Here is a 25,847-nt window from a genome sequence, read left to right on the forward strand (position 1 = left end):
CGGTACTGCTTGCTATTCATTGCAGGATAGCAGAAGGCGCCGAAAAGCGACACGAAAAATCAATTTCCAATATTCAATTCGTATCACTATTCAGGTTGTTTCTGTAAGCTTTTGTTTCAGGCGGGTTCCTTTCATGGTGCTGGCGTTCCGTCAGAGCCTTGACGGTTGCGGATTGCCAGCCTGGTTACCCATCAACGCGAGTCCTTCACTCGCTTGGCCTTGCCGACCGAGCGCATCACCTCCTCTACCCCGCAGACTTCCACGCTGGTGCTGATGCCGATGTAGGTCTTGATGGCGTGCTGCAGCTCACTACCCAACTGCTCGCAGGTGACGGGGTCGCGGGCGACATCGTTGCTGCACGCCTCCACCCGCACGTGAACCATATCCATGTTGCCCTGGCGCGAGACCTCGATCTCGTAGTGGGGCGAGAGTCGGTCGATCTTGAGCAGCTGCTCCTCGATCTGGGTCGGGAAGACGTTGACCCCGCGGATGATCAGCATGTCGTCGCTGCGGCCGGTGATCTTGTCGATGCGCCGCATGGGGCGAGCGGTGCCCGGCAGAAGGCGGGTGAGGTCGCGGGTGCGGTAGCGGATTACCGGCAGCGCCTCCTTGGTCAGCGTGGTGAAGACCAGCTCACCGTACTCGCCGTCCGGCAACACATCGCCGGTGACCGGGTCGATGATCTCGGGGTAGAAGTGGTCCTCCCAGATGGTCGGGCCGTCCTTGGTCTCCAGGCACTCCATGCCCACGCCGGGACCCATCACCTCGGAGAGTCCGTAAATGTCCAGGGCGTCGATGCCCAGGCGCTTCTCCAGCGCGGTGCGCATGTCGTTGGTCCAGGGCTCGGCGCCGAAGATACCGGCACGCAGCGGCAGCTGGTGCGGGTCGATGCCCTGGCGCTCCATCTCGTCGGCGATGTTGAGCATGTAGGAGGGGGTGACCATGATGATGTCCGGCTGGAAGTCGCGGATCAGTTGGACCTGTTTCTCGGTCTGGCCGCCGGACATCGGGATCACCGCGCAGCCGAGGCGCTCGGCGCCGTAGTGGGCGCCCAGCCCGCCGGTGAACAGACCGTAGCCGTAGGCCACGTGCACCTTGTCGTTGCGGCTGCCGCCGGCGGCGCGGATCGAGCGGGCCACCACGTCGGCCCAGATGTCGATGTCCTTCTGGGTATAGCCGACCACGGTAGGCTGGCCGGTAGTGCCGCTGGAGGCGTGAATCCGCACGATCTCGCTCATCGGCGTGGCGAACATGCCGAAAGGGTAGTTGTCGCGCAGATCGGCCTTGGTGGTAAAGGGCAGCTTGGCGAGGTCATCGAGGTGCTTGATATCCTCCGGATGCACGCCGGCGTTATCGAAGGATTGACGATAAAACGGCACGTTGTCGTAGGCGTGCTTGAGGCTCCACCTGAGCCGTTTGACCTGGGCGGCGCGAAGTTCATCGATGCTGGCGAGTTCCATCTGATCGAGAGCCGAGTTGCTGAGGCGTTCGACGGTCTGTGTCATCAGGCTTCTCCGGTCGGAGGATTGTTATAGTCGCTTCACGGTATCAGAGGCGTTCGATGATCAGGGCGATGCCCTGACCCACGCCGATACACATGGTGCACAGCGCATAGCGTCCCTGCCGGCGTTCCAGTTCATGCAGGGCGGTGGTCACCAGGCGGGCGCCGCTCATGCCGAGCGGGTGACCCAGGGCGATGGCACCGCCGTTGGGGTTGACGTGCTCGGCGTCGTCGGCGAGGCCCAGGTCGCGGGTCACGGCCAGCGCCTGGGCGGCGAAGGCCTCGTTGAGCTCGATCACGTCCATCTGGTCGAGGGTCAGGCCGGTCTGCTCGAGCACCTTGCGGCTGGCCGGGGCCGGGCCGAAGCCCATGATGCGCGGCTCGACGCCGGCGGTGGCCATGCCAATCACCCGGGCGCGGGCCTTGAGGCCGTAGCGCTCGGCGGCCTCCGGCGAGGCGAGCAGCAGGGCGCAGGCGCCGTCATTGACCCCGGAGGCGTTGCCGGCGGTGACGCTGCCGCCCTCGCGGAAAGGCGTGGGCAACTTGGCCAGCTGCTCCAGGGTGGTCGAAGCGCGGGGGTGCTCGTCGGTATCGACCACCAGCGGCTCCTGCTTGCGCCGCGGTACCTCGACGGGGACGATCTCCTCGGCCAGGCGACCGGCTTCCATGGCGGCGGCGGTGCGCTGCTGGCTGCGCAGGGCGAAGGCATCCTGGTCCGCTCGAGAGATATTGAATTGTTCAGCGACGTTCTCGGCGGTTTCCGGCATGGAGTCGATGCCGAACTGGGCCTTCATCTGGCGGTTGACGAAGCGCCAGCCGATGGTGGTGTCGTAGATATTGGCGCTGCGCGAGAAGGCCTGCTCGGCCTTGCCCATCACGAAGGGCGCCCGGGACATGGACTCGACGCCGCCGGCGATCATCAGCCCCGCCTCGCCTACCTTGATGGCGCGGGCGGCGTTGCCGATGGCGTCCATGCCGGAACCGCACAGGCGGTTCAGGGTGGTGCCGGGCACCTCCACCGGCAGGCCGGCCAGCAGTGCCGACATGCGTGCCACGTTGCGGTTGTCCTCGCCGGCCTGGTTGGCGCAGCCGTAGAAGAGGTCATCCACCCGAGACCAGTCTACCGAGGGGTTGCGCTCCATCAGGGCGCGCAGGGGTACGGCGCCCAGGTCATCGGCACGAACCGGGGAGAGGGTGCCACCGTAGCGGCCGATAGGGGTGCGAATGGCATCAATGATCAGTGCGTCTTTCATGCTTGGCTCTCTGCGGCAGTCTCTTCCAGGCGGCGTACGGTGCCGCGGATCTTGTAGGAGCGGCCCCGGAACAGGGCGACATCGTGGCCGTGCTGGTTGCGCACGGTGATGTCGTAGATGCCGGTGCGCCCCCGGCGGCTGCGCTCCTCGGCGGTGGCGGTGAGCACGTCGCCCTGCTGGCCCGGGCCCAGGTAGTCGATGCTGCAACCGGAGGCCACGGTGGCTTCGTCGTAGGTGTTGCAGGCGAAGGCGAAGGCGGAGTCGGCCAGGGCAAAGATGAAGCCGCCGTGGCAGTTGCCATGGCCCTGGACCATCTCCTCGCGCACCGTCATGGTAAGCACGGCCCGGCCGGGGGCCACGCTTTCGATGCGTATGCCCAGCCCCTGGCTGGCCTTGTCCCGGGAGAACATGGAGTCAGCGCAGGCCTCGGCCAGCTGCTGAGCGGTCAGCTCGGTATCAGACATGAAAGCTCTCCTCGGCGAGGGCCTTGCGGCGCAGCAGAAAGGACGGGCGGTAGCGCTCCTCGCCGTAGCTCTGCTGCAGGTGGGTCAGGGTGCGGTGGACGAAGGCCAGGCCCAGGGCATCGGCCCAGGCCAGCGGCCCGCGGGGGTAGTTGACGCCGGCCTGCATGGCGAGATCGCCGTCCCGGGCGCTGCACACGCACTGCAGCACGGCGTCGGCGGCTTCGTTGGCCAGCATGGCCACGGTGCGCAGCACCGCAAGCCCGGGGGTGTCGGTGAGCCAGGCGACGCCCAGGCCCAGGTGCTGAAAGAGAGCGGCGGCCAGCGTGCGGGCCTCGGCGTCGACGCCTGGGCTTGATGCCAGGGCGATGGCGCTGGTGGTTTCGTAATCCAGGCAGAGGTCGAAGAGCACCAGGGCCTCGAGGCCCTCGTCCCGGGCGCGCTCGGCGGCGCAGCGGCCGTCGCTCAGGGCCAGGGTCAGGCCGCCCAGGCGCAGGCGCGCCTCGCCGGAGATGCTCTCCCGGCACACTACCTCGAGGCCGGCCGCCTCGGCCCGGGCCACCAGGGGGGCGATGGCGCCGAGCTGGCCCTCGGCCACCAGGGGCGGCAGCGTGGCCTCGACGGCGGGGGCGAAGTCGGGTTCGACGGGCTCGGCCCCTTCCCGATAATCGTAGAAGCCCTGGCCGCTCTTGCGGCCCAGTCGACCTGCCTCGACCAGCGCCTGCTGTACCAGGGAGGGCTCGAAGCGGGTGTCGCCGTAGTAGGCGTCGAACACCGAACGGGTTACGGCGTAGTTGACGTCGTGGCCGATCAGATCCATCAGCTCGAAGGGGCCCATGCGGAAGCCGCCCGCCTGGCGCAGCAGGGCGTCCAGGGTGGCGGGGGCGGCAGCGCCCTCCTGCATCAGCCGCAGCGCCTCGGCGTAGAAAGGGCGGGCGACGCGGTTGACGATGAAGCCCGGCGTGGAGCTGGCGTGGACCGGCACCTTGCCCCAGGCCGCGGCGGTGGCGTAGAGGGTCTCGGCCACCTCGGCGTCGGTGGCCAGGCCCGAGATCACCTCCACCAGCTTCATCACCGGGGCGGGGTTGAAGAAGTGCAGGCCGGCCACGCGTTCGGGGCGCTCGAGGCCGGCGGCGATGGAGGTGATGGAGAGCGACGAGGTGTTGCTGGCGAGCAGGGTGTCGGGCCCGCAGAGGGCTTCCAGCTCGGCGAAGACGCCGCGCTTGACCTCGAGGTTCTCGACGATCGCCTCGACCACCAGGCGGCTGTCGGCAAGCTCCGCCAGGGTGGCGGCCGGGGTCATGCGGCTGACGATGGCGTCGACCTCCGCCTGGGCCACCTTGCCCCTGGCCACGCGCTTCTCGAGCTGGCGGCGCACGCCGTCGATGCCGGCCTGGGCGGCGCCGTCGCGGTTGTCGTAGAGGCGCACCGGGTGGCCGGCCTGGGCCGCCACCTGGGCGATGCCGGCGCCCATGGCGCCGGCGCCGATCACGGCGATGATATCGCTGGTTGCGAGGGCGGGCATCTCACTCCCCCTTGAAGCTTGGCTTGCGTTTTTCCATGAAGGCGGCCACGCCCTCGCGGTAGTCATCGGTGCGGCCGGCCAGGCGCTGCAGGTCGCGCTCCAGGTCGAGCTGGGCGTCGAAGTCGTTGTCGGCGCTGGCGTGCAGGGCGCGCTTTATCAGCGCCAGGCCCCGGGTCGGCTGGGTGGCCAGGTGGCGGGCCAGGGTCAGGGCCTCATCCTGCAGCGACTCGTCGTCCACCACCTTCCAGATCATTCCCCACTGCTCGGCCTGCTCGGCGCTGAGCTTGTCCCCCAGCATCGCCAGGCCCTTGGCGCGGGCCATGCCCACCAGGCGCGGCAGGCTCCAGGTGCCGCCCGAATCCGGCACCAGGCCGATCTTGCAGAAGGCCTGAATGAAGCTGGCCGAGCGGGCCGCCAGCACGATGTCGCAGGCCAGGGCGATGTTGGCCCCGGCGCCGGCGGCCACACCGTTCACCGCGCAGATGGTGGGGAAGGGCAGGTCGCGCAGGGCGCGCAGCATGGGGTTGTAGCGCTTCTCCAGGGACTCGCCGAGGTCCGGCGCCTCGGCGCCGGGGGCCACGTTGCGGTCGGAGAGGTCCTGGCCGGCGCAGAAGCCACGGCCGTTGCCGGTCAGCAGCAGGGCGCGCACGCTCTTGTCCTGGCGCACGGCCTTGAGGGCCTGGCGCATCTCGGCATGCAGCTCGGCATTGAAGCTGTTGAGGCTGTCGGGGCGGTTCAGCGTGAGGCGGGCGACGCCGTCTTCCACGGTATAGAGCAGGGGCGCTTCACTCATGGTCGGTTTCCTGTGTATCAGTGGCCGCTGAAGGTGGCGGGGCGTTTTTCCTGGAAGGCGCGGATGCCCTCCTCGCGGTCTTCGGTGCCGGCCAGCAGCGTGAAGGCGTGGCGCTCGAAGCGCAGGCCGGTGGCCAGGTCGGTGTCCTCGGCCTTGTGCAGCGCCTCCCGGGCCAGACGCACGGCCAGCGGCGCCTTGGTGGCGATGGTCTCGGCCACGGCGACGGCGCGCTCAACGGTCAGCTCGGGTTGGGTGATCTCGCTGACCAGACCGGCCTCCAGGGCGCGGCGGGCGGAGATCGGCTCGCCGGTGAGCACCATCTGGGTGGCCAGCGCCTTGCCCACGGCGCGCACCAGGCGCTGGGTACCGCCGGCGCCGGGCATGATGCCGAGGTTGATCTCGGGCTGACCGAAGCGGGCATCCTCGCCGGCGATCAGGATGTCGGCGTGCATGGCGAGCTCGCAGCCGCCACCCAGGCAGAAGCCGTTGACTGCGGCGACGATCGGCTTGTTGAAGTGGGCGATGGCGGCCCAGTGGCGCTGGCGGGGATCCTCGAGGATGCCCACCAGGTCGCGCTCGGCCATCTCCTTGATGTCGGCGCCGGCGGCGAAGGCGCGCTGGCTGCCGGTGATCACCACCGCGCGGACCTCGGCGTCCTGCTCGGCAGCGGTCAGGGTCTCGGCCAGCTCTCCCAGCAGGGCGGTGTTGAGGGCGTTCAGCGCTTCCGGGCGGTGCAGGGTGATGCGCAGCACCCCTCTCTGCGGCTCCTCGACGATCAGGTGACTTGGCATGGTTTCCTCGTCTTTGGCACGGGTTGGCGCGGCAAGGGCCCGCGGCCTGTCACGGGCAAGCATGAGGTCGAGTATAGAATTTTTTTGATACGCATCAAATCTAGATGTCTTGGAATAGTGTATCGCATTCATTGCAGCCGGGTCGTTTTTTGCTGGTTGCTCAATGGGTTGGCTCGTTCTTGCGCGGTCCGCCGTGGGCGCGTTATACCATGGTCGAAAACTGCCGAATTCTGCGGCGCTATTCTCGATAAACAGCCCATGGAAATAGGCTTTGTGTTGATCACCCGGGCTGCTCCAGCGGGAGAGGCGGTGGGCAGTTGGTTTGATGTTTCGTTACGCTATGGATAGTCTTTCGTTCTATCTCGTATCGAATATGGCAGGAGCCATGCATGTCCCAGCAAGCCCAGCAGCTGCTCGACCGTCATCGTGAAACCCTGGACCGGGCCGTGGAGGCCATCTCCACCCGAGGCGTCTGGAGCCCCTACCCGGAGAGCCTCAAGAAGTACCCGGAAGAGGCGGTGAAGGGCGCCCCGCAGCGCTTCGAGGCCCTGCTCAAGCAGCCTTTTGCCCTCAAGGTGACCGAGGTGGCCGGCCAGGTCGGCGCCGAGGTTTCTCCCTATGGCTTCGAGCTGGGGATCACCTACGCGCAGCCCGAGCAGGGCGCACTGATCGCATCCATGCAGGCCGCCATGCCGGCCTGGCGCGATGTCGGCGCCGAGGCGCGAGTGGGGGTGTGCCTGGAGATCCTGGCGCGCCTCAACGCCCTGAGCCCGGACATCGCTCAGGCGGTGACCCATACCAGCGGGCAGGCTCCGATGATGGCCTTTCAGGCGGGTGGCCCTCACGCCCAGGATCGCGGCCTCGAGGCCGTGGCCTATGCCTGGCAGGCGATGTCCCGGGTACCGGCGACGGCCAAATGGGTGAAGCCCCAGGGCAAGCATGACCCCCTGGTGCTCGATAAGCGCTACCATATCGTGCCCCGCGGCATCTCCCTGGTGGTGGCCTGCTCCACCTTCCCCACCTGGAACACCTACCCGGGCCTGTTTGCCAGCCTGGCCACCGGCAACCCGGTGATCCTCAAGCCGCACCCGGCCGCCATCCTGCCGGTGGCCATGACCGCTCGCGTCGCCCAGGAGGTGCTCGAAGAGGCCGGCTTCGACCCCTGCCTGGTGAGCCTGATGCCCGACACGGCCGAAGCTCCGGTGACCAAGGAGCTGGCCCTTGACCCGGCCGTCAAGCTGATCGATTTCACCGGCTCCAACGCCTTCGGCGAGTGGCTCGAGCAGAACGCCACCCAGGCCCAGGTGTTTACCGAGAAGGCGGGCATCAACAGCGTGATCATCGACAGCGTCGAGCAGATCAAGCCGGTGGCCCAGAATCTCGCCTTCTCCCTGAGCCTCTACTCCGGTCAGATGTGCACGACTCCCCAGGCGATCTATGTGCCCAGGGAGGGCATCAAGACCGCCGAGGGCCAGCTCTCCTTCGACGAGGTAGCCGACACCCTGGCCAAGGCCGTCGAGAAGTTCCTCTCCGACAACGACCGCGCCTGCGCCGTGCTGGGGGCCATCCAGTCGCCAGCGACCGAAGCACGCATCGATAAGAGTCGCGCCCTCGGGGAAATTCTTCTCGACAGCGAACCCCGACAGCACACCCAGTTCCCCAGGGCGCGCATCCACACCCCGTTGCTGCTCAAGGTGGACGCCGGGCAGCGCGACGCCTTCAGCGAGGAGCGCTTCGGCCCGATCAGCTTCGTGATCGCCACCGACAGCACCGCCCACAGCATCCAGCTGGCTCGTGAGGTGATCGGCGCGAAGGGCGCCATCACCCTGGGCGCCTACACCACCGACGACGCCGTGGCCGAGCAGTTCGAGCAGCTGGCCATGGAGGTGGCGGCCCCGCTGTCGCTCAACCTGGACGGCGGCGTCTTCGTCAACCAGTCCGCGGCCTTCAGCGACTTTCACGCCACCGGAGGCAATCCGGCGGCCAACGCTTCGTTGTGCGACCAGGCTTACGTGGCTCGTCGCTTCGTGGTGGTGCAGAGCCGCCGTCACGGCCAGCTGAACTAAGGAGGTTCATCCATGCCCTGTTATCGACTCGAGGGAGTCACGCCGGTGGTTCACCCCACCGCCTATGTGCATCCCACCGCGGTGCTGATTGGCGATGTCATCGTTGGCCCGGGCTGCTATGTGGGGCCCGGCGCGGTGATGCGCGGTGACTTTGGCCAGCTGGTGCTGGAGGAGGGGGCCAATCTTCAGGACACCTGCGTGATGCACGGTTTTCCCGGCTGCGTTACCAAGGTGGAGAAGGATGGCCATATCGGTCACGGTGCCGTGCTGCACGGCTGTGTGGTGGGTCAAGACGCCATGGTGGGGATGAATGCCGTGGTGATGGATAACGCCGTGATCGGCACTCGCTCCATCGTCGCCGCGGCGGCCTTCGTCAAGGCCGGGTTCGAGTGTCCGCCCCAATCGCTGGTGATAGGCGCGCCAGCCAGCGTCAAGCGTGAGTTGAGTGATCAGGAGTTCGCCTGGAAGCAGCAAGGCACCCGCGAGTATCAGCGGCTGACCGAGCGCTGCCGCGACAGCCTGGAACCCTGTGAGCCGCTGGCCGAGCTCGATGCCGATCGACCGAAGCTCAAAGCCGGTGACACTCAACCCAAGCAGCAGACCCTCGCCAGGTAGCGTGAACCGCCTGGAGTCGATAGACGTCGAGATCCACGCAAGGTGGGAGACTCACTCCAGGCCGCCAAAGCGCTGATAGAAGCTGTTCCCCGGTGCCGGAAGGGGGCCTTCGGCCGTCTCGAGGTGCTGGTCGAGCCAGCGCTCCGCACGCTGGTAGATCGTGCGATAGATATTGCGGCACAGCTGGTAGGCATTGCGACCTTCCCAGGCGGTCGGCAGAAGCTCGTCGGGTAGCTGGGGGTCGCGTAGCTGCACCTTGCGATACTCGTGAATCAGCAGCGTACGGGCAATGAAGCACTCCTCCTCGCCCAGGTGATTTTCCTCGTCCAGTGCCTTCCACAGCGGGCGAAACTGGGTCAGGAAGCGCTGATAATTCTCGGCCAGGCTTTCCAGGTTCCAGCTTTCCCTCACCTGCCGGCGCAGCGGCTTGCTGGCGAGAGGCTCCACGGCTTCGGTCTGCAGGATGATGGTATCGTCGGCCGCATCCATTTCCTGCAGCGCTGCCATCGCTTCACTGCGGTTGAGGGTGGGGTGGGCCAGAAGCCCCTGGGCGAAATAGCCGAAGCCCAGCCATTCGAGCTCCTCGCGCACTTTCTGGCGCCGCGCGGTATCCAGCTGCGACAGCAGGACCAGGGTCCACTGTCCGCTCCAGGAGGGCTGAGCACCGTGGTAGACACGCTTGAAGGCCTGTTCGAAGCGTCGCCGCCCCGGGCCGCTGAGGCTGTAATAGCTGCGTCGTCCAACCTTCTCGCCCTGCAACCAGCTTTCCTGGGTCAACCGGTAAACGGAGGTGCGGACCAACCTCTCGTTGATGCCAATGGGGGCGACAAGCTTCGACAGGCTGCCGAGCCAGACCGTGCCTCCTCGAGGGGCAATCGAGTCACCATATATCGTGATGATCAACGAGCCGGCACGAATAGGGTGGCGCTTCTGGAAGTTGTCGACGAGCGAGACAACGCAATCGTGAGCGGAGGACATGGTCAGAGCCGGTTTCCGAGGTTGTGATACTGTTGCAGGACAGAAAAGGCTGAATTCAGGTGCAGATAGAATACCACAGCTAATCGAGTCGCTGCTGGAACAAGATAAAATTGAGGCATGTTTCGTTACGGAGTGGAAGGGGTGGCTGCTAGTTCCGTATCGCTAATGGTTGCCTAGGCAACTGGCAGCCTTTGCGTCCGGCATCACTGGCCGTAGGTGGAAGTGCCCGCCCATGTTGCAGCGCGTTCGCCCTTCGCCGCCGAAATCGACGAAGCAATCCTGCTGTGAGTGACCACCGGCGCTGGCCTGGTTCCAGTACCAGCCCGGTGGGGTATCGGGGAAGGCCTCCAGGTCGATGGCCATGTCACGGCCGGGGGCGGGCTGCATCAGGCCGCGCAGCTCATGGAAGCGGGGCAGGCGCCAGGGGCACTCGGGCCCCGCCAGCTCCTGGATGCGTGCCTGGGCCTCGCTCCAGCTCAGGCGCTCGGCTTCGCCCAGGCAACGACCCTCTTCAAAGCGCTGACCCAGGCTGCAGCGCATCCAGGCCAGCTGCTGGCGCGTGTCCAGGGCCAGGCCTTCGTGGCTCAGGTCGTAAGAGGGGGTGTCGGCGGCCAGGAGGCTGCCGCTGAGGGACATCCCCACCAGCAGCGAAGCCCACCCCCTGTACTGATTCATGCTTCTACCGATGCCTCGGTAACGTCGGGGATGCGCCCGCCCAGCCGGGCGGTGATTTCGGCGGCGGTATCGCGCACCAGCTCGCCCAGTTCGAGGAGTCGTGACTCGGGAATGCGTGCCACCGGTCCCGATACCGAGATCGCCGCCAGCGGGATGCCGTGTTCGTCGTGCAGGCAGGAGGCCACGCAGTGCAGACCGATGGCGTGCTCCTCGCGGTCGCAGGCGAAGCCCTGGCGACGCACTTCGGCCAGGTTGGCGCGCAGCGATTCCGGCGTGTGCAGGGTATTTTCGGTGACTCGTGACAGGCCACGTTCGGCCACGACCCGATCGAACTCGTCATCCGGCAGCCAGGCCATCAGCGCCTTGCCAACCCCCGAGGCGTGAAGGGGGGCGCGTGAGCCAAGCCGGGTGATCATGCGCATCATCTGCGACGACTCGCTCTGGGCCAGGAACACGGCGGTGGCGCCGTCGCGGATGCCCAGGTTGGCCGTTTCACCGGTCTGGGCAGTCAGGCGACGCAGGAAGGGACGGCTGGTGGCGACGAAGTCGCGTGCCTCGAGGAAACTGTTGCCGATGCGGAAAGTCTTGACGTCGATCTTCCATACTCCAAGCTCCGCATCCTGGGAAATGAACCCCTGGCCTTGCAGTGCCTGCAGCAGGCGGTGGGTGGTGGAAGGTGCCAGGTCGACAGACTCGGCCAATTCCGACAGGGCCAGTCCCCCCGGTGTGGCTGCCAGCCGCTCCAGCAGGTTGAGCCCGCGCACCAGCGACTGGCTATGACCACTGGCACTCTTGCCGGGACCGGGCGGGCGGCCCGCCGTTCTACGTTTGACTTCACTCACCTGCTTCTTCCTTCTGGGTTAACCTGTCTGGCCCTCCCGTAGGGGCTTGCCGACAGGATACCCCCTCGATGCCGGCTTGTCTCGATTGCGGAAATGCCTTCCACTTTATCTGCTGACATGAGGGGCCTGGCATCTTCCTCAGCGGTGACGCCAGTTGGGTTGGCGTTTTTCGATGAAGGCATCGATCCCTTCGGTGACGTCCTCTGCCATCATGTTGCAGGCCATGGTCTCGCCGGCCAGGGCGTAGGCTTCACGCAGCGGCATCTGCAGCTGGCGCTGAAACAGCGCCTTCCCGGTGCGCAGTGCCACGGCGCTCTTGGCACAGATGCTGGCGGTAAGTGCATTGAGCACCTCGTCCAGTGCCTCGTCGTCGGCCACGCGATTGATCAAGCCCCACTCCAGCGCCTGCTCGGCATCGATGAACTCGCCGGTGAAGAGCATTTCCATGGCCCGCTTGCGACCGATGCTGCGGGACAGCGCTACTGCAGGCGTGGAGCAGAACAGCCCGACGTTGATGCCCGAGACGGCAAAGCGCGCCGATCTGGCTGCCACGGCGAGATCGCAGCTGGCGACCAGCTGACAGCCGGCCGCGGTGGCCAGGCCCTGGACCCGGGCGATCACCGGCACCGGCAGGTTGACGATGCGCTGCATCACTTCCCCGCACTGCGCAAACAGCGCCTGGTAGTAGGCCTTGTCGGGTGTGGCCCGCATCTCCTTGAGGTCGTGCCCGGCGCAGAAGGCACGGCCCTCTGCGGCAATGACCACGCAGCGCACCGAGTCATCCGTGGCCAGGCGGGAAAGCTCGCCTTTCAGGGCCTTGAGTACCTCCTCGGACAGTGCATTGAACTGGCGCGGACGGTTAAGCGTGAGGGTGGCCACGCCGTGCTGGTCGCGGCGGATCACCGGACGCTCGTCGACGTTTGTCATCATTGTCGTATCCTGTAGAAACGTGCCCGCCACCAGCCTAGCGTGTCGCGCGCATTTTTCGTCATTCCTGCGACCAAAGACGGTGTGTCGAGTCGCCAGGCATTCATCCAGCGGGAGCGCAGCATGTACGATGACCGTCCCCACCTCGAGGCCCTGGAAAAGGGTACGCCGCAAACCGGAAACCGGCTGCTGGCGGATGTCAGTCTGCCTGCCGCCGTGGTGCATGAAGCGCCGCTGGCCCACAACCTGGCCTGGATGCAGCGCTTCTGCGAGAGCCACGGCGCGCGCCTGGCCCCCCATGGCAAGACGACCATGTGTCCTTCGCTGTTTCAACGCCAGCTTGCCGAAGGTGCCTGGGGAATCACCCTGGCCACTGCGTCGCAGTGTCGGGCCGCCTTTGCTCATGGTGTGCAGCGTCTGCTCATGGCCAACCAACTGATCGGCGAGGCCAACATGGCAATCGTCGCTGAGCTGATCGAGGCCGGCGCCGACTTCTACTGCGTGGTAGACAGCGTCGCCAACGTCGATCAGTTGGTGCGCTATTTCACGGCCCGTGATCTGCGCCTTCAGGTGTTGATCGAGCTCGGGGTACCCGGTGGGCGCTGCGGCTGTCGCGATACCGATGAGGTGATGGCGCTTGCCGAGCGTATCGACAGTGAGCAAGCGCTGGTGCTGGCGGGGCTCGAGGGCTACGAGGGGGTAGTGCATGGCAATGATCCCGAACGGGCCGTGCGCGCCTATGCCTGGCAACTGGTCGAAGCGGCTCAGGCCCTGGACAAGGATGCCTTGATCGAGAGCCCGGAGCCGCTGATCACCGCCTCCGGCTCGGCCTGGTATGACCTGATCGCCGAGGTATTCCGCGAGGCGCGACTGGGGCCGCAGTTCGCACCGGTACTGCGCCCCGGCTGTTACGTGGTCCACGACCACGGCATCTATCGCCAGGCCCAGCATGAAATCCTCGAGCGCCGCCCGGAGTTGGAGCGTGGGTTACAGCCGGCCCTCGAAGTGTTTGCCCAGGTCCAGTCGCTTCCCGAGCCTGGATTGGCCATTGTCGGCCTGGGCAAGCGCGACATCGGCCACGACCAGCTGCCCGAGCCGCTGCGGCGCTATCGCGAGGGGGACGAGCGCCGGCGACCGCTTCCGGTGGCGGGCTGGCGCGTGACCAAGCTGATGGATCAGCACGCCTTCGTCAGGCTGGCAGAGGAGGAAGAGGAGCCCGGCAGCGCCAACGGCCGGGTACGGGTGGGCGACATCGTGGCATTCGGCGCCTCACACCCCTGCCTGACCTTCGACAAGTGGCGGCGGATCTGCCGCGTCGATGAGCGGCTGGAGGTCATCGAGGTGATGCCGACCTTCTTCTGAGTCAGATGGACTCATGTTCGGCTGAAGAGGAAACCTTGCGCTCATCCTTCAGGCGGGCCAGGCGATCGCCGAACAGATAGGCACCGAGCGCCACCAGAATCAGCACGGCTCCTGCCAACATGGAGGATGATGGCTGTTCCTGATTCAGCGTCATGCCCAGGCCCAGGGCCAGGATCGGGGTGATCAACGTGACGAGTGCCACACTGGCCGCCGAGAGCCGCGACAGGATCAGGAAGTAGCAGAGAAAGCCCACCAACGAACCGAACAGCGCCAGATAGACCACTGACCACAGGCCACGGGTGCTTAGCGGTATCGCCATGGGCTCGCTGCTGGCCAGCCACAGGATGAAGAAGCACGGCAGGCACAAGGCCAGGGTGCCCAGGGTCTGCTCCAGTGGGCCGAGGCCTGCCGCCACTCGCTGCACGGCGATACCGCTGGCGCTGAACAGCGTCACGGCGCCGAGCATCATCAGCAGCGCCGGCAACTGGTCGCTGCCCAGCACCAGGCTGTCGGCGAAGACCAGTCCCAGGCCCGCGAGGCCAAGCACGCAGCCGATCCAGTGCCAGCGGCGCAGCTTTACAGCGCTGGGCAACAGTTGCAATATCAGCCCGGAGATCAAGGGTGCCATGCCGAATATCACCGACATCATTCCCGAGGGCAGCGTCATCGAGGCGTGATAGCTCAAGGCCATTGCACCGAACACTCCTGGAACCGCTGCTGCGTAGCTTCTCATGGCGTGCCGGTCCCTGCGCAATCCACGGCGCAACGCCACCAGTACCAGAAGCCCCGCCAGTAAGGCGATCGCCATGCGGAGCAGCACGCTGCCTACCGGCGCCCCTGCCTCGGCGCTCCACTTGATGGCCAATGGCGTGGTGGCCCATACCAACACGACAATCAGGTAGGCGGCGGCGGTCGGCATGCAGTCTATCCTTGGTAGGCGGCGGTGCTTTGAAAAGAAACCATTAGCACAATAAGCGATGCGGGTCGAACCGACCCTCGCATCGAAAGCGCCGTGCCTGATGATGCGCCATGAGCCGAAGAGAGTGAAATGGCAGCAAGACTCTGGCATCTTGTGGGGCCCTGCCCGTCAATACCGCCCATAACCTGCGTTAAGGGAGCTGCCCGAGCCGGCCTGTTATGGTCCGAGCGGGGCGGGAAATACATTCACTGGAGGACGAATGAGCGACGAACTGAGCGAGTTCGAACAGAGCATCAAGCGCGAGATTGATGCCTTCATGAAGCCCGGCCAAGAGTCAACGCCGTCACGCCCGCTGACGAGCGGCAAGGAGGCAAGGCAAAAGGGCGGCAAGCCGGCCGCCGCCGGCCAATCTGCTAAATCCTACAAGACGGGACACCTGGTCCGGCTTGCCGTGAGAACCCGCAAGCTGGAGACCGACACTGTCTTCGAACACCGCTCCACCAGTATCTCCAAGCTGGAAGCCCAGCTGGAAGCCGAGAAAGCTGCCAAGCAGGCCGGCTATCCGATCATCGGCTACGTGATCGATATCCAGAGCCTTTAGCGGCCTACCTCTCCGGAATCGGTGACATCCTATCGGCAGCGTCGATTCGCGCAAGCTTCATGCACGCCAAAACGAAGCCGCCGCACTCGATGAGCGCGACGGCAAGGTTTCCGGCGTGTGAGCGCTGTCATCACTCCTCGAAGTTGGTCTCCGAGTAGAGAACCCGAACACGCAGGGTATGCTCCACCCTGCGCAGCGCCTCGAGTGCCTGCTCACCGTAGGCCTTGTCCACGTCGATGACCACGTAGCCCACTTTCTCGTTGGTCTGCAGGTACTGGCCGGAGATATTGATGCCGCTCTCCGACAGCACCCGGTTGATCTCGGTGAGTACGCCGGGCACGTTGTCGTGGATGTGCAGCACGCGATGCTTGTCCGGGTGTGCCGGCAGTGCCACCTCGGGGAAGTTGACCGCAGTGACCGTGGTGCCGTTGTCGGAGTAGGTGATCAGTTTCTCGGACACCTCGATGCCGATGTTCTCCTGCGCTTCCAGCGTCGAGCCGCCCACGTGGGGGGTCAGGATCACGTTGGGGATACCGCGCAGCGGGCTGACGAACTCCTCTTCGTTGCCCTTGGGCTCGACCGGGAAGACGTCGATGGCGGCGCCGTAGAGGCGGCCGGCTTCGAGTGCCTCGGCCAGGTCCTCGATCACTACCACGCTGCCGCGAGAGGCGTTGATCAGGATGCCGCTGGGCTTCATCAGTGCGAGTTGTTCCTTGGCGATCATCCACTTGGTGGAGGGCAGCTCGGGTACGTGGAGGCTGACCACGTCGGAGCGTGCCAGCAGCTCCTCGAGGCTGGCCACCTGACTGGCGTTGCCCATGCCGAGCTTGGTCACCACGTCGTAGAAGATGACGTTGAAGCCGAGAGATTCGGCCAGCACCGAGAGCTGGGAGCCGATGTTGCCGTAGCCGACGATGCCCAGGGTCTTGCCACGTGCCTCGTGGGAGTTTTTGGCGCTTTTCAGCCAGCCGCCCTGATGGGCGCGGGCATTCTTCTCGGGAATGCCGCGCAGCAGCATGATGGCCTCGGCCAGCACCAGCTCAGCCACGGAGCGGGTGTTGGAGTAGGGCGCGTTGAATACCGGAATGCCGCGCACGAGCGCTGCGCTGAGGTCGACCTGATTGGTGCCGATGCAGAAACAGCCCACGGCGTTGAGCTTTTCGGCGGCGGCGAACACGCGCTCGTTGAGCTGGGTGCGGGAACGAATGCCGAGGAAATGCACGTCGCTGATCTTCTCGATCAGCGACGCCTCGTCGAGCGAGGTGGGCAGGTGCTCAATGTTGGTGTAACCGGCATTCAGAAAATTGTCCACCGCGCTCTGGTGGACGCCCTCGAGCAGCAGGATCTTGATCTTGCTCTTGTCCAGGGACGTTTTGGCCATGGTCGAATCAACCCCTTCTTGGTGCGCCGCGTGCTTGCTGGAAGACCGGAGGACGAAACGGCACGATGCCCTTCGGTTTCAGGCTGGAAACAGGGCGCTCATCTTAACACAGCCGATACGGTGCAAGATGAAAATGCTGTGTGGCGAAGATGAACGGGCTGCACGTAGCATGGCCCAGGCAGACGACCCCGGGGGCAGTGCGTGTATACTATGCCTCCGGAAACAGCGGCGACGAGCTAGAGGTGTCATGGCCGAGCGTGACGAACAGGCGGCGAGCGAGGTTGTGAGCGAGAGCAGTGAGGTCGATTTCGCCGCCACCGTAGAGAAACTGGAGCAACTGGTAGAGCGGCTGGAGTCTGGCGAACTCTCGCTGGAAGGCTCGCTTGCGGCCTTCGAGCAGGGCGTCGCCCTGACCCGCGATGCCCAGCGCCGCCTGGATGAAGCCGAGCTGCGCGTGCGCACCCTCATCGAGCGTCCCGACGGCAGTATCGACTTCGCCCCTTTCGATGCCCCCGCAGCGGAGGATGAGAGTGAACAGTGACGCCCTCGCCACCAGCCTGGCGGCCGACCGGGCGCGTGTCGATGCCTTCCTGACCCGTGCATTCGAGCGGCGGCAGTCGGCAGAGCCGCGCCTGGACGCCGCCATGCATCATGCCCTGCTGGTGGGAGGCAAGCGCCTGCGCCCGCTGCTGGTCTACCTCGCTGGACGTGCGCTGGGCGCCAGTGACGAGGCACTGGATGCCCCCGCTGCTGCCGTCGAACTGATTCACGCTTACTCGCTGGTGCACGACGACCTGCCGGCCATGGACGATGACGACCTGCGCCGTGGCCAGCCTACGGTGCACCGGGCCTTCGACGAGGCCACGGCGATACTCGCCGGTGATGCGCTGCAGACCCTGGCCTTCGAAACGCTGGCTCGTGCCGCGCATCCGCGTCTGCCGGCACTGATCCTTACCCTTGCCACGGCTGCTGGCCGTGACGGCATGGTGGGAGGACAGGCATTGGACCTGGCGGCCATTGGCGGCCACCCTGATGTCGAGGCACTGGCCACCATGCATGCGCACAAGACCGGCGCCTTGATCCGCGCGGCGGTGCATCTGGGCGCACTGACGGCGGTCGACGACCAGGACCCTCGCGTGGCGGCGCTGGACCGCTACGCCGAAGCGCTGGGGCTGGCATTTCAGATACACGATGACGTCCTCGACGTTACCGGCGATACCCAGACCCTGGGCAAGACATCGGGGGCCGATGCCGCCCGCGATAAGCCGACCTACCCGGCCCTGCTGGGGCTGGATGGCGCTCGTCGTCGGGCCAGCGAGCTGACCGAGGAGGCGCTGGCCGCGCTGGCGCCGCTGGGCGAGTCGGGTTATCAGCTGGCCCAATTGGCCCGATACATGATCGAGCGCGACCACTAGCCGCCAAATGGCACGACAGCCAGGACGACCGAATCGCACATGAAGCTCTATGACGTAATTCCTGCAGAGCGCCCGGTGACTCCACTGCTCGACTCGCTGGATACGCCGGCGGCGCTGCGGGCCATGACCCAGGCTCAGCTGCTTCAGGTAGCCGACGAGCTGCGTGCCTACCTCCTTTACAGCGTAGGACGCAGCGGCGGCCACTTCGGTGCCGGCCTGGGCGTGGTGGAACTCACCGTGGCATTGCATCAAGCCCTGGAAACGCCCCACGACCGCCTGGTGTGGGACGTCGGCCACCAGGCCTACCCGCACAAGATTCTTACCGGTCGACGCGAGGCCATGCCCAGCATTCGCCAGTACGCTGGCCTGGCGGCGTTTCCGCGCCGTGCCGAGTCGTCCTACGACACCTTCGGTGTGGGGCACTCCAGCACATCGATCTCGGCGGCGCTGGGCATGGCGCTGGCCAGTGCCACGAGTGGTGAAAAACGACGCGTCTGCGCGGTAATCGGCGACGGCGCGCTGACCGCGGGCATGGCCTTCGAGGCGCTGGCGCATGCCGGCCATGTCGATGCCAACATGCTCGTGGTGCTCAACGATAACGAGATGTCTATCTCGGAGAACGTCGGTGGCATCGCCAGCTATCTGGCGGGCATCCTCTCCAGCAAGCCCTACCTTGCCTTCCGTGAAGAGGGCAAGCGGGTGCTGTCGCATTTGCCAGGAGCGCTGGAGCTGGCGAGGCGCACCGAGGAGCACATGAAGGGCATGGTCAGCCCGGCCACGCTGTTCGAGGAGATGGGCTTCAATTACATCGGCCCGCTCGACGGCCACGACCTGCCCAACCTGATCCAGACCCTGCGTAACATTCGCGACCTGGACGGCCCGCAGTTCCTGCACGTCAAGACCTGCAAGGGGCGCGGCTTCCTGCCCGCCGAGGCTGACCCCATCGGCTACCATGCCATCACCAAGCTGGAAAAGAATGGTGAGGTGTCGAGCAGCAAGCCAGTCGCGCCGGTCAAGAAAAAGCCCAAGTATTGCAATGTCTTTGGCGAGTGGCTGTGCGACATGGCCGCCGTCGACCAGCGACTGATCGGCATCACCCCGGCGATGCGCGAAGGCTCCGACCTGATCCGCTTCTCCAAGGAGTACCCCGACCGCTACTACGACGTGGCCATCGCCGAGCAGCATGCGGTGACCCTGGCCGCCGGCATGGCTTGCGAGGCAATGAAGCCGGTGGTGGCGATCTACTCCACCTTCCTGCAGCGCGGCTACGACCAGCTGATTCACGATGTGGCGGTGCAGGAGCTCGACGTCACCTTCGCCATCGACCGCGCCGGCCTGGTGGGCGAGGACGGCCCCACTCACCACGGCAGCATGGACCTCTCCTACCTGCGCTGCGTACCCGGCATGGTGATCCTAGCCCCGGCCGACGAGGCCGAGTGCCGGGCCATGCTCAGCGCCGCCTACCACTACCCGGGGCCCGCCGCGGTGCGCTACCCCCGCGGCAGCGGACCCGGCGTGACGATTCCCGCTCATCTCGAGCCCATGGCGATCGGCAAGGCCGAGCTGCGCCGCGAGAGTGGCGCCGAGCCCGGCAAGCGGGTGGCCCTGCTTGCTTTCGGCAGCCTCAATGGCCCAGCGGTCGAGGTAGCCGACTCTCTCGATGCCACCCACCTCAACATGCGTTCGGTCAAGCCGCTCGACCGTGACGCCATCCTGGCTGCTGCAGCCGACCACGACCTGCTGGTCACGCTGGAGGAGAACGTCGTGGCTGGCGGTGCCGGCAGCGGCGTGAACGAACTGCTCGCCGCCGAAGGCGTTCAGGTCGCCACCCTCAACCTGGGGTTGCCCGACGCCTTCGTCGAACATGGCAAGCCCGGCGAACTGCTGGCCGAGTGTGGCCTGGATGCCACCGGCATCGAGGCGTCGATTCACGCACGACTCGCTTGAAACTAACGGCCGGGCTTCTCATGCCCGGCCGACGTTTCTCATCCCCTCGTGTTCTTTCCTCATGCCGCCGCCTTTCCGACAACGTTATCGGGCGAGGTTATTGGCACATTGGCTTGCCCTATATTTCTTATATTGGTGTAGCTAATTTCCTACATGCGGTGTAATCCATGCGCTGCTTCTTATGTAGGCACATGCCGGCACAGAAAGAGGGAGCCGCACCGCTACAGGAGCGGCAGTGAATCCATGTAATCTAATACGCCGTGATGTATCCGGGTTGTAACCTCCTCCTGCTGGCCCCTGCCGTTTGGCACGGTCTTAAAGTCTGATTACCCTCTCGCCTCACGAGCAAGGGTGACAACGTTTCTCACTTGAGTGCTGACCGCACCTGGCCGGGCATTTCCGGCCGGTGGGGACAGGGTATGGCACGTCGTCGTCACAGCATTGCGAATTCAAACAAGGCGGCCCATCAGGGAGCTTCTCCATGGCGAAGGAAGGAACCGTTGCGCCGAAAGAGCGCATCAACATCAAGTACGTGCCGGCTACCGGCGACCAGCAGGCGGAAACCGAGCTGCCGCTCAAGCTGCTGGTGGTAGGCGACTTCAAGGGTGGCGCCGAGGCCACGCCGATCGAGGAGCGGGAAAAGGTCTCGGTGGACAAGAACAACTTCAAGTCGGTGATGCGCGAAGCCGGACTCGGGCTCACAGCCAGCGTGCCCAATCGCCTCGAGGAGGGCGAGGAGGCCGGCGACCTGGCGGTCAACCTCCAGTTCAAGTCGCTCGAAGACTTCACTCCTGACAGCGTGGCCCGCCAGGTGCCCGAACTGCGCAAGCTGGTCGAGCTGCGCGAGGCGCTGGTGGCGCTCAAGGGGCCGCTGGGCAACGTCCCAGCGTTCCGTGACCAGCTGCAGAAGCTGATGGAGAGCGATGAAGCGCGCACGCAGCTGCTCGCCGAACTCGAGCTGCTGGACACTCCTGACGACGCCAAGAGCTGAGGCTTCCGCGTCACAGAGGCATTCCGGGAGCGCGCCGACAGCGCATGACGTTCCCGGCCAGGCAAAGGATTCGAGGCACCTACAATGAGCGAAATGGCACAGACGCAGGGGCAGGCCGCCGAGGCCCAGGCCGAGGGCTCCCTTCTCGATCAGGTGATGGCGCAGACCCGCCTGGCGCCGTCCGAGGACGGTTACGACATCGCCAAGCAGGGCGTGGCCGCCTTCATTGCCGAGCTGCTGCGCAGCGACGATGCGGCACCGCAGGTCAACAAGGCGGTGGTGGACCGCATGATCGTCGAGCTCGACCGCAAGATCGGCAGCCAGGTCGACGAGATCCTGCACGACCGCGGCTTCCAGCAGATCGAATCGGCCTGGCGCGGGCTCAAGCTGCTGGTCGACCGCACCGACTTCCGCCAGAACATCAAGCTCGACCTGCTGCATGCCACCAAGGAAGAGCTGCTGGAGGACTTCGAGTTCGCGCCGGAGCTCAGCCAGAGCGGGCTCTACCAGCACGTCTACGCGACCGAGTACGGTCAGTTCGGCGGCGAGCCGGTGGGTGCCATCATCGGCAACTACGACTTCTCGCCCTCGACCCCCGACATCAAGCTGCTGCAGTTCACCGCCGCAGTGGGCGCCATGGCTCACGCGCCGTTCCTCTCCTCGGTGGCGCCGAGCTTCTTCGGCATCGACAGCTTCCAGGAGCTGCCCAACATCAAGGACTTCAAGGCGATCTTCGAAGGGCCCAAGTACGCTCGCTGGCGCAGCCTGCGCGAGTCCGAGGACGCCCGCTACCTGGGCCTGACCGCGCCGCGCTTCCTGCTGCGTATGCCCTATGACCCGGTCGAGAACCCGGTCAAGACCTTCCACTACCGCGAGACGGTCAGCGAGAGCCACGAGGACTACCTGTGGGGCAACACCGCCTACCTGCTCGCCGAGCGTCTCACCGACAGCTTCGCCAAGTACCGCTGGTGCCCCAACATCATCGGTCCGCAGAGCGGCGGTGCGGTGGAGAACCTGCCGGTGCACACCTACGAGGCGCTGGGCCAGCTGCAGGCCAAGATTCCTACCGAGGTGCTGGTCACCGACCGCCGAGAGTTCGAGATGGCCGAAGAGGGCTTCATCTCGCTGACCATGCGCAAGGGCAGCGACAACGCCGCCTTCTTCTCGGCCAACTCGGTGCAGAAGCCCAAGGTCTTCCCCAACACCCCCGAGGGCAAGGCTGCCGAGACCAACTACAAGCTCGGCACCCAGTTGCCCTACATGTTCATCATCAACCGCCTGGCTCACTACATCAAAGTGCTGCAGCGTGAGCAGATCGGCTCCTGGAAGGAGCGTCAGGATCTCGAGCGCGAGCTCAACGTGTGGATTCGCCAGTACGTCGCCGACCAGGAGAATCCCCCGGCCGAGGTGCGCAGCCGCCGTCCGCTGCGCGCCGCCTCGATCCAGGTCTCCGACGTCGAGGGCGATCCGGGCTGGTACCAGGTCTCCATGTCCGTGCGTCCGCACTTCAAGTACATGGGCGCCAACTTCGAGCTGTCGCTGGTGGGTCGTCTGGACAAGGAGTAAGGGGAGGGCGCGGCCATGACGATTCACCGTGGTGGCGTGCTCGGCAACCGGCTGTTCGAACGCTTGGCGACTCCCGAGAGAAGCGAGAGCGGCGGCGCCGAGGCGAGCCTTGCCGAGATCGTCGAGTCCATCAAGCGCCATCTGGTCGATCTGCTCAACAGCCACCCGGGGCACAGCGAATGTGCCCCGGAGCTGGGGCTCCTCGACTTCAATGACGCGACCATCGGCGTGCTCGACCTGGAGCGCAACATCCAGCGTGCCATTCGCCAGTGCATCGAGCGGTTCGAGCCGCGCGTGCGGCAGGTGGAAGTGGAGTCGCTGCCGCGTGGCAGCGACCCCTTGCAGCTGCGCTTCCAGGTGCACGCCACGGTGGATCTCGGCCGCGACCAGGGCCAGGCCACCATCGATCTGCTGCTCAACGACAAACGCTACCAGTGCCTGAACTGAGTACCCAAGCCGATTAGCCCCAGCCAGGAAGCGAGGCGTGCATGCTCAATCGTTATTACCGGGACGAGCTCGACTACCTGAAGCTGCAGGGGCGGGAGTTCGCCGAGGCCAACCCCGGCCTCAGCCGTTTCCTCTCCGAGCGCAGCACGGACCCGGACGTCGAGCGCCTGCTGGAAGGCTTTGCCTTTCTCACCGGACGCATGCGCGAGAAGGTCGAGGACGAGTTCCCCGAGCTGACCCACTCGCTGATCTCCATGCTGTGGCCCAACTATCTGCGCCCGGTGCCGAGCATGACGATCATGCAGTTCACGCCCAACAAGGGCGCCTTGAGCGGACGCCAGGAGGTGCCCGCCGGCACCACGCTGGCGGCGCGGCCCATCGACGGCACCGCGTGTCGCTTCCGTATCTGCCACGACGTGGCGCTCTATCCGCTGATGCATGCCGGCGTGGAGGCGCGCCACTCCCGTGAGTCCTCGATCGTCGAGCTGGCCCTCGACGTGGACGGCGACCAGTCGCTGGATGCGCTGGGCATCGACAACCTGCGCCTGCACCTGGGCGGAGGCGGCTATACCGCACGCACGCTCTATCTGTGGCTGGGCCACTATCTGTCGCGCCTGGAGCTGGAGATCGACGGCGCCGTGGTACCGCTGCCCCGCGGCATGCTCTCTCCGGTGGGCTTCGAGCGCGAGCACGCGCTGCTGCCCTATCCGCGCAACGTGCACCAGGGCTATCGCATCCTGCAGGAGTACCTGTGCTTTCCCGAGGCCTTCCACTTCGTCGATCTGGTGGGGCTGGGTCGGCTGCTGCCGCCGCGCCAGGCCTCGCGCATCGTGCTGCGCTTCGTCTTCTCGCGCACGCTGCCGGCAGATGCCAAGGTGCGCGACGAGCATCTGGCGTTGTTCTGCGCCCCGGCCATCAACCTGTTCAGCCACGACGCCGACCCCATCGACCTCAACGGCGAGCGCAGCGAGTACCGCATTCGCCCCAGCAGCCGTGCGGCGGAGCACTACGAGGTGTTCAGCGTCGACGCGGTACAGGGTTGGCTGGAGGGCGACAGCGGCAAGATGCGCGGCGAGCCGCGTCAGTACGTGCCGTTCGAGAGCTTCCAGCACCAGATCGAACGTGATCGCGGCCGTGAGGCACGCTATTTCCGCGTGCGGGTGCGCGACAGCCTGCGCGGCGACGGCTTCGACCACGACATCGCCTTCGTGCGCGGCGACGAGCAAGCCTGCGTCGGCATGCGCGAGACCATCTCGCTGCGCCTGACCTGCAGCAACCGCACCCTGCCCGAGCGCCTGGCGGTGGGCGACATCATCGCCTCCACCGACACCAGCCCGGTGTTCGCCGCCTATCGCAACATCACCCGGCCCACCCCGGCGCTGCGTCCTACCCTGGACGGCAGCCTGCTGTGGACGCTGATTTCCAACCTTTCGCTCAACTACCTGTCGCTGCTCGAGCGCGATGCGCTGTGCTCGGTGCTGCGGGCCTACGACTTCCGCGCCTTGGTCGACCGCCAGGCCGAGCGGGTGTCGCAGAAGCGTCTGGCCGGCGTGCTTAACATCGAGACCCGCTCCATCGACCGGCTCAAGCGTGGTCTGCCGGTACGCGGCCTGCGCTCGGTCATGACCCTGGACCAGGAAGCCTTCGGCGACGAGGGCAGCCTCTATTTGTTCGGCAGCGTGCTGGCACGATTCTTCTCGCTCTACGCCAGCATCAACTCGTTCCACGAACTCCACGTCGTCAATCGTCACAACCAGGAACGTTACGCATGGACCTTACAGTCGGGCCAACAACCCCTGATCTAGCGCCGCTGGCCCTGATCGAGGGGGCCCGGCGCTACGATTTCTACCAGCTCGTCGAGCTGCTGCATCGTCACCATGAGGACGATCTCGAGCGTGTGGCCGACGTGCATCCCGGCCGCGAGCGGGTGCGCTTCAGCGCCTCGGCGTCGCTGGGTTTCCCCGGCAGCGACGTGGTGGCGCTGGAACCGCGTCCGAGCGGCGAATACGCGCTGGAAGTCAGCTTTTTCGGCCTGCAGGGAGCCCAGTCGCCACTGCCCGGCTACTACCTGGAGTCGCTGGCCCACGAGGCGGCCCATCACGAAGGTGTCGCCCGCGACTTCCTCGACTTCTTCAACCACCGCCTGCTGACCCTGGTACACCGCAGCTGGCGCAAGTACCGCCACTACGTGCGCTACCAGGATGGCGCCAGCGACGGCTTCTCCGCCGCGGTGTTCGCCCTGGTGGGGCTGGCCGACGAGGAGCTGCGCGGCGAGACGCCGATCAACTGGGGCAAGATGCTGGCCTATGCCGGCCTGCTGGCGGGGCGCTCGCGCTCGCCCGAAGTGGTCGAGAGCGTGGTCGGTCACTGCTTCGATCTCGACGAGGTGAGCGTCGAGCAGTGGGTGCACCGCTGGGTCGAGATCCCCGAGGACCAGCGCAGCCGCACCGGCCTTGGCGCCATGACCCTGGGCGAGGACATGGTGGCCGGCGAGCGGGTCGCCGACGTGGGCGGCAAGTTCGCCCTGTGCCTGCAGGGGCTCAGCCTGGCCCGCTTCCGCGACTTCCTGCCCGATGGCCGCGAGCATGCACCGCTCAAGACCCTGGTCAGCTTCGTGCTGCGCGAGCCGCTGGCCTACGACCTCGAACTCGAACTGCTGGAGAGCGCGGTGCAGCCCATGCGTCTTGGCGACCATGGCTGCTGTCAGCTCGGCTGGACCACTTTCGTCAATCCCGAATCTGGAGCCGCCTCGGGGCGGCGCCGGGTACGCATTCAGATGACAGGGTAACGC

The 25,847-nt window shown here is 65.8% G+C and carries 24 protein-coding genes; 12 read left to right on the top strand and 12 right to left on the bottom strand.

Annotated features, from left to right (window positions below; genetic code table 11):
• Positions 1 to 191 precede the first annotated feature (191 nt).
• From paaK to paaF, 6 genes are read right to left on the bottom strand one after another with little or no spacing between them, the layout of a single operon-like run.
• Complete coding sequence (paaK, locus tag H1D44_RS03535; protein WP_181513460.1) at positions 192 to 1,505, bottom strand: phenylacetate--CoA ligase PaaK; 1,314 nt, start codon at positions 1,503 to 1,505, stop codon at positions 192 to 194.
• A gap of 43 nt (positions 1,506 to 1,548) precedes the next feature.
• A complete protein-coding gene (pcaF, locus tag H1D44_RS03540) occupies positions 1,549 to 2,754 on the bottom strand; it encodes a 3-oxoadipyl-CoA thiolase (RefSeq protein ID WP_181513461.1) in 1,206 nt (401 codons plus the stop codon).
• A complete protein-coding gene (gene paaI, locus H1D44_RS03545) occupies positions 2,751 to 3,218 on the bottom strand; it encodes a hydroxyphenylacetyl-CoA thioesterase PaaI (RefSeq protein ID WP_181513462.1) in 468 nt (155 codons plus the stop codon). Before paaI ends, pcaF begins: the two co-directional genes overlap by 4 nt.
• Positions 3,211 to 4,740, bottom strand: a complete 1,530-nt coding sequence (gene paaH / locus H1D44_RS03550) for a 3-hydroxyacyl-CoA dehydrogenase PaaH (RefSeq protein WP_181513463.1) — start codon at positions 4,738 to 4,740, stop codon at positions 3,211 to 3,213. The genes paaI and paaH overlap by 8 nt, the downstream gene beginning before the upstream one ends.
• 1 nt (position 4,741) lies before the next feature.
• Positions 4,742 to 5,533 (bottom strand): 2-(1,2-epoxy-1,2-dihydrophenyl)acetyl-CoA isomerase PaaG, encoded by a 792-nt coding sequence (paaG, locus tag H1D44_RS03555; RefSeq protein ID WP_181513464.1) that lies wholly within the window; start codon positions 5,531 to 5,533, stop codon positions 4,742 to 4,744.
• Between the two features lie 17 nt (positions 5,534 to 5,550).
• Positions 5,551 to 6,324: a 2,3-dehydroadipyl-CoA hydratase PaaF gene (gene paaF / locus H1D44_RS03560; protein ID WP_181513465.1), complete on the bottom strand. Its 774-nt coding sequence runs from the start codon at positions 6,322 to 6,324 to the stop codon at positions 5,551 to 5,553.
• 389 nt (positions 6,325 to 6,713) lie between these two features.
• Between paaF and paaN the strand changes: the two genes are divergently transcribed.
• Positions 6,714 to 8,390, top strand: coding sequence for a phenylacetic acid degradation protein PaaN (paaN, locus tag H1D44_RS03565; protein ID WP_181513466.1), 1,677 nt, complete (start codon positions 6,714 to 6,716; stop codon positions 8,388 to 8,390).
• A 12-nt stretch (positions 8,391 to 8,402) separates the two neighbouring features.
• Positions 8,403 to 9,005 (top strand): phenylacetic acid degradation protein PaaY, encoded by a 603-nt coding sequence (gene paaY, locus H1D44_RS03570; RefSeq protein WP_181513467.1) that lies wholly within the window; start codon positions 8,403 to 8,405, stop codon positions 9,003 to 9,005.
• A 51-nt stretch (positions 9,006 to 9,056) separates the two neighbouring features.
• On the opposite strand, the gene paaX is transcribed toward paaY, so the two are convergent.
• The 4 genes from paaX to H1D44_RS03590 form a co-directional block, all read right to left on the bottom strand.
• Positions 9,057 to 9,983, bottom strand: a complete 927-nt coding sequence (gene paaX, locus H1D44_RS03575) for a phenylacetic acid degradation operon negative regulatory protein PaaX (protein ID WP_181513468.1) — start codon at positions 9,981 to 9,983, stop codon at positions 9,057 to 9,059.
• A gap of 162 nt (positions 9,984 to 10,145) precedes the next feature.
• Positions 10,146 to 10,658 carry an Lcl C-terminal domain-containing protein gene (locus H1D44_RS03580; protein WP_181513469.1) on the bottom strand — a complete coding sequence of 171 codons (513 nt, stop codon included), beginning with the start codon at positions 10,656 to 10,658 and terminating at the stop codon, positions 10,146 to 10,148.
• Positions 10,655 to 11,500, bottom strand: a complete 846-nt coding sequence (locus H1D44_RS03585) for an IclR family transcriptional regulator domain-containing protein (RefSeq protein WP_181513470.1) — start codon at positions 11,498 to 11,500, stop codon at positions 10,655 to 10,657. Before H1D44_RS03585 ends, H1D44_RS03580 begins: the two co-directional genes overlap by 4 nt.
• Before the next feature lie 138 nt (positions 11,501 to 11,638).
• Entirely contained in the window at positions 11,639 to 12,430 is a 792-nt protein-coding gene (locus H1D44_RS03590) for an enoyl-CoA hydratase (protein WP_181513471.1), read from the bottom strand.
• 120 nt (positions 12,431 to 12,550) lie between these two features.
• Between H1D44_RS03590 and H1D44_RS03595 the strand changes: the two genes are divergently transcribed.
• On the top strand, positions 12,551 to 13,789 hold the full coding sequence (locus tag H1D44_RS03595; RefSeq protein ID WP_181513472.1) for an amino acid deaminase: 1,239 nt from the start codon (positions 12,551 to 12,553) through the stop codon (positions 13,787 to 13,789).
• Between the two features lies 1 nt (position 13,790).
• Here the strand turns inward: H1D44_RS03595 and H1D44_RS03600 are convergent, their stop codons facing one another.
• A complete protein-coding gene (locus tag H1D44_RS03600) occupies positions 13,791 to 14,708 on the bottom strand; it encodes a DMT family transporter (RefSeq protein ID WP_181513473.1) in 918 nt (305 codons plus the stop codon).
• A 259-nt stretch (positions 14,709 to 14,967) separates the two neighbouring features.
• Here H1D44_RS03600 and H1D44_RS03605 point away from each other — a divergent pair, with 259 nt between their 5' ends.
• Complete coding sequence (locus H1D44_RS03605; RefSeq protein WP_181513474.1) at positions 14,968 to 15,309, top strand: hypothetical protein; 342 nt, start codon at positions 14,968 to 14,970, stop codon at positions 15,307 to 15,309.
• A 130-nt stretch (positions 15,310 to 15,439) separates the two neighbouring features.
• On the opposite strand, the gene serA is transcribed toward H1D44_RS03605, so the two are convergent.
• Positions 15,440 to 16,690, bottom strand: a complete 1,251-nt coding sequence (gene serA / locus H1D44_RS03610; protein ID WP_181513475.1) for a phosphoglycerate dehydrogenase — start codon at positions 16,688 to 16,690, stop codon at positions 15,440 to 15,442.
• Between the two features lie 247 nt (positions 16,691 to 16,937).
• Here serA and H1D44_RS03615 point away from each other — a divergent pair, with 247 nt between their 5' ends.
• The 8 genes from H1D44_RS03615 (at position 16,938) to tssG (ending at position 25,844) form a co-directional block, all read left to right on the top strand.
• The gene (locus H1D44_RS03615; RefSeq protein ID WP_181513476.1) at positions 16,938 to 17,231 is read left to right on the top strand and encodes an exodeoxyribonuclease VII small subunit; all 294 of its coding nucleotides are present in this window, start codon (positions 16,938 to 16,940) and stop codon (positions 17,229 to 17,231) included.
• Entirely contained in the window at positions 17,215 to 18,105 is an 891-nt protein-coding gene (gene ispA, locus H1D44_RS03620) for a (2E,6E)-farnesyl diphosphate synthase (protein ID WP_181513477.1), read from the top strand. Before H1D44_RS03615 ends, ispA begins: the two co-directional genes overlap by 17 nt.
• A 39-nt stretch (positions 18,106 to 18,144) precedes the next feature.
• Positions 18,145 to 20,052 (top strand): 1-deoxy-D-xylulose-5-phosphate synthase, encoded by a 1,908-nt coding sequence (gene dxs / locus H1D44_RS03625; protein WP_181513478.1) that lies wholly within the window; start codon positions 18,145 to 18,147, stop codon positions 20,050 to 20,052.
• A gap of 481 nt (positions 20,053 to 20,533) precedes the next feature.
• Positions 20,534 to 21,043 carry a type VI secretion system contractile sheath small subunit gene (gene tssB, locus H1D44_RS03630; RefSeq protein ID WP_181513479.1) on the top strand — a complete coding sequence of 170 codons (510 nt, stop codon included), beginning with the start codon at positions 20,534 to 20,536 and terminating at the stop codon, positions 21,041 to 21,043.
• An 84-nt stretch (positions 21,044 to 21,127) separates the two neighbouring features.
• Positions 21,128 to 22,609 carry a type VI secretion system contractile sheath large subunit gene (tssC, locus tag H1D44_RS03635; protein WP_181513480.1) on the top strand — a complete coding sequence of 494 codons (1,482 nt, stop codon included), beginning with the start codon at positions 21,128 to 21,130 and terminating at the stop codon, positions 22,607 to 22,609.
• 15 nt (positions 22,610 to 22,624) lie between these two features.
• Entirely contained in the window at positions 22,625 to 23,056 is a 432-nt protein-coding gene (gene tssE, locus H1D44_RS03640) for a type VI secretion system baseplate subunit TssE (RefSeq protein WP_181513481.1), read from the top strand.
• A gap of 41 nt (positions 23,057 to 23,097) precedes the next feature.
• A complete protein-coding gene (gene tssF / locus H1D44_RS03645) occupies positions 23,098 to 24,861 on the top strand; it encodes a type VI secretion system baseplate subunit TssF (protein WP_181513482.1) in 1,764 nt (587 codons plus the stop codon).
• On the top strand, positions 24,825 to 25,844 hold the full coding sequence (gene tssG, locus H1D44_RS03650; protein WP_181513483.1) for a type VI secretion system baseplate subunit TssG: 1,020 nt from the start codon (positions 24,825 to 24,827) through the stop codon (positions 25,842 to 25,844). The genes tssF and tssG overlap by 37 nt, the downstream gene beginning before the upstream one ends.
• Positions 25,845 to 25,847 lie beyond the last annotated feature (3 nt).

This window comes from Billgrantia kenyensis, from assembly GCF_013697085.1.
Taxonomy (GTDB): Bacteria; Pseudomonadota; Gammaproteobacteria; order Pseudomonadales; family Halomonadaceae; genus Halomonas; species Halomonas kenyensis.

What these genes read in the sequence shown, in the direction of transcription:
- tssC (WP_181513480.1), top strand. Translation starts at nt 21,128, where the DNA reads ATGAGCGAAATGGCACAGACGCAGGGGCAGGCCGCCGAGGCCCAGGCC.
- paaX (WP_181513468.1), bottom strand. Translation starts at nt 9,983, where the DNA reads ATGTCCTCCGCTCACGATTGCGTTGTCTCGCTCGTCGACAACTTCCAG.
- tssF (WP_181513482.1), top strand. Translation starts at nt 23,098, where the DNA reads ATGCTCAATCGTTATTACCGGGACGAGCTCGACTACCTGAAGCTGCAG.
- paaN (WP_181513466.1), top strand. Translation starts at nt 6,714, where the DNA reads ATGTCCCAGCAAGCCCAGCAGCTGCTCGACCGTCATCGTGAAACCCTG.
- serA (WP_181513475.1), bottom strand. Translation starts at nt 16,690, where the DNA reads ATGGCCAAAACGTCCCTGGACAAGAGCAAGATCAAGATCCTGCTGCTC.
- paaH (WP_181513463.1), bottom strand. Translation starts at nt 4,740, where the DNA reads ATGCCCGCCCTCGCAACCAGCGATATCATCGCCGTGATCGGCGCCGGC.
- H1D44_RS03600 (WP_181513473.1), bottom strand. Translation starts at nt 14,708, where the DNA reads ATGCCGACCGCCGCCGCCTACCTGATTGTCGTGTTGGTATGGGCCACC.
- paaF (WP_181513465.1), bottom strand. Translation starts at nt 6,324, where the DNA reads ATGCCAAGTCACCTGATCGTCGAGGAGCCGCAGAGAGGGGTGCTGCGC.
- paaK (WP_181513460.1), bottom strand. Translation starts at nt 1,505, where the DNA reads ATGACACAGACCGTCGAACGCCTCAGCAACTCGGCTCTCGATCAGATG.
- paaI (WP_181513462.1), bottom strand. Translation starts at nt 3,218, where the DNA reads ATGTCTGATACCGAGCTGACCGCTCAGCAGCTGGCCGAGGCCTGCGCT.
- tssB (WP_181513479.1), top strand. Translation starts at nt 20,534, where the DNA reads ATGGCGAAGGAAGGAACCGTTGCGCCGAAAGAGCGCATCAACATCAAG.
- tssG (WP_181513483.1), top strand. Translation starts at nt 24,825, where the DNA reads ATGGACCTTACAGTCGGGCCAACAACCCCTGATCTAGCGCCGCTGGCC.
- pcaF (WP_181513461.1), bottom strand. Translation starts at nt 2,754, where the DNA reads ATGAAAGACGCACTGATCATTGATGCCATTCGCACCCCTATCGGCCGC.
- H1D44_RS03590 (WP_181513471.1), bottom strand. Translation starts at nt 12,430, where the DNA reads ATGATGACAAACGTCGACGAGCGTCCGGTGATCCGCCGCGACCAGCAC.
- H1D44_RS03615 (WP_181513476.1), top strand. Translation starts at nt 16,938, where the DNA reads ATGGCCGAGCGTGACGAACAGGCGGCGAGCGAGGTTGTGAGCGAGAGC.
- dxs (WP_181513478.1), top strand. Translation starts at nt 18,145, where the DNA reads ATGAAGCTCTATGACGTAATTCCTGCAGAGCGCCCGGTGACTCCACTG.
- H1D44_RS03605 (WP_181513474.1), top strand. Translation starts at nt 14,968, where the DNA reads ATGAGCGACGAACTGAGCGAGTTCGAACAGAGCATCAAGCGCGAGATT.
- H1D44_RS03595 (WP_181513472.1), top strand. Translation starts at nt 12,551, where the DNA reads ATGTACGATGACCGTCCCCACCTCGAGGCCCTGGAAAAGGGTACGCCG.
- paaG (WP_181513464.1), bottom strand. Translation starts at nt 5,533, where the DNA reads ATGAGTGAAGCGCCCCTGCTCTATACCGTGGAAGACGGCGTCGCCCGC.
- paaY (WP_181513467.1), top strand. Translation starts at nt 8,403, where the DNA reads ATGCCCTGTTATCGACTCGAGGGAGTCACGCCGGTGGTTCACCCCACC.
- H1D44_RS03580 (WP_181513469.1), bottom strand. Translation starts at nt 10,658, where the DNA reads ATGAATCAGTACAGGGGGTGGGCTTCGCTGCTGGTGGGGATGTCCCTC.
- tssE (WP_181513481.1), top strand. Translation starts at nt 22,625, where the DNA reads ATGACGATTCACCGTGGTGGCGTGCTCGGCAACCGGCTGTTCGAACGC.
- ispA (WP_181513477.1), top strand. Translation starts at nt 17,215, where the DNA reads ATGAGAGTGAACAGTGACGCCCTCGCCACCAGCCTGGCGGCCGACCGG.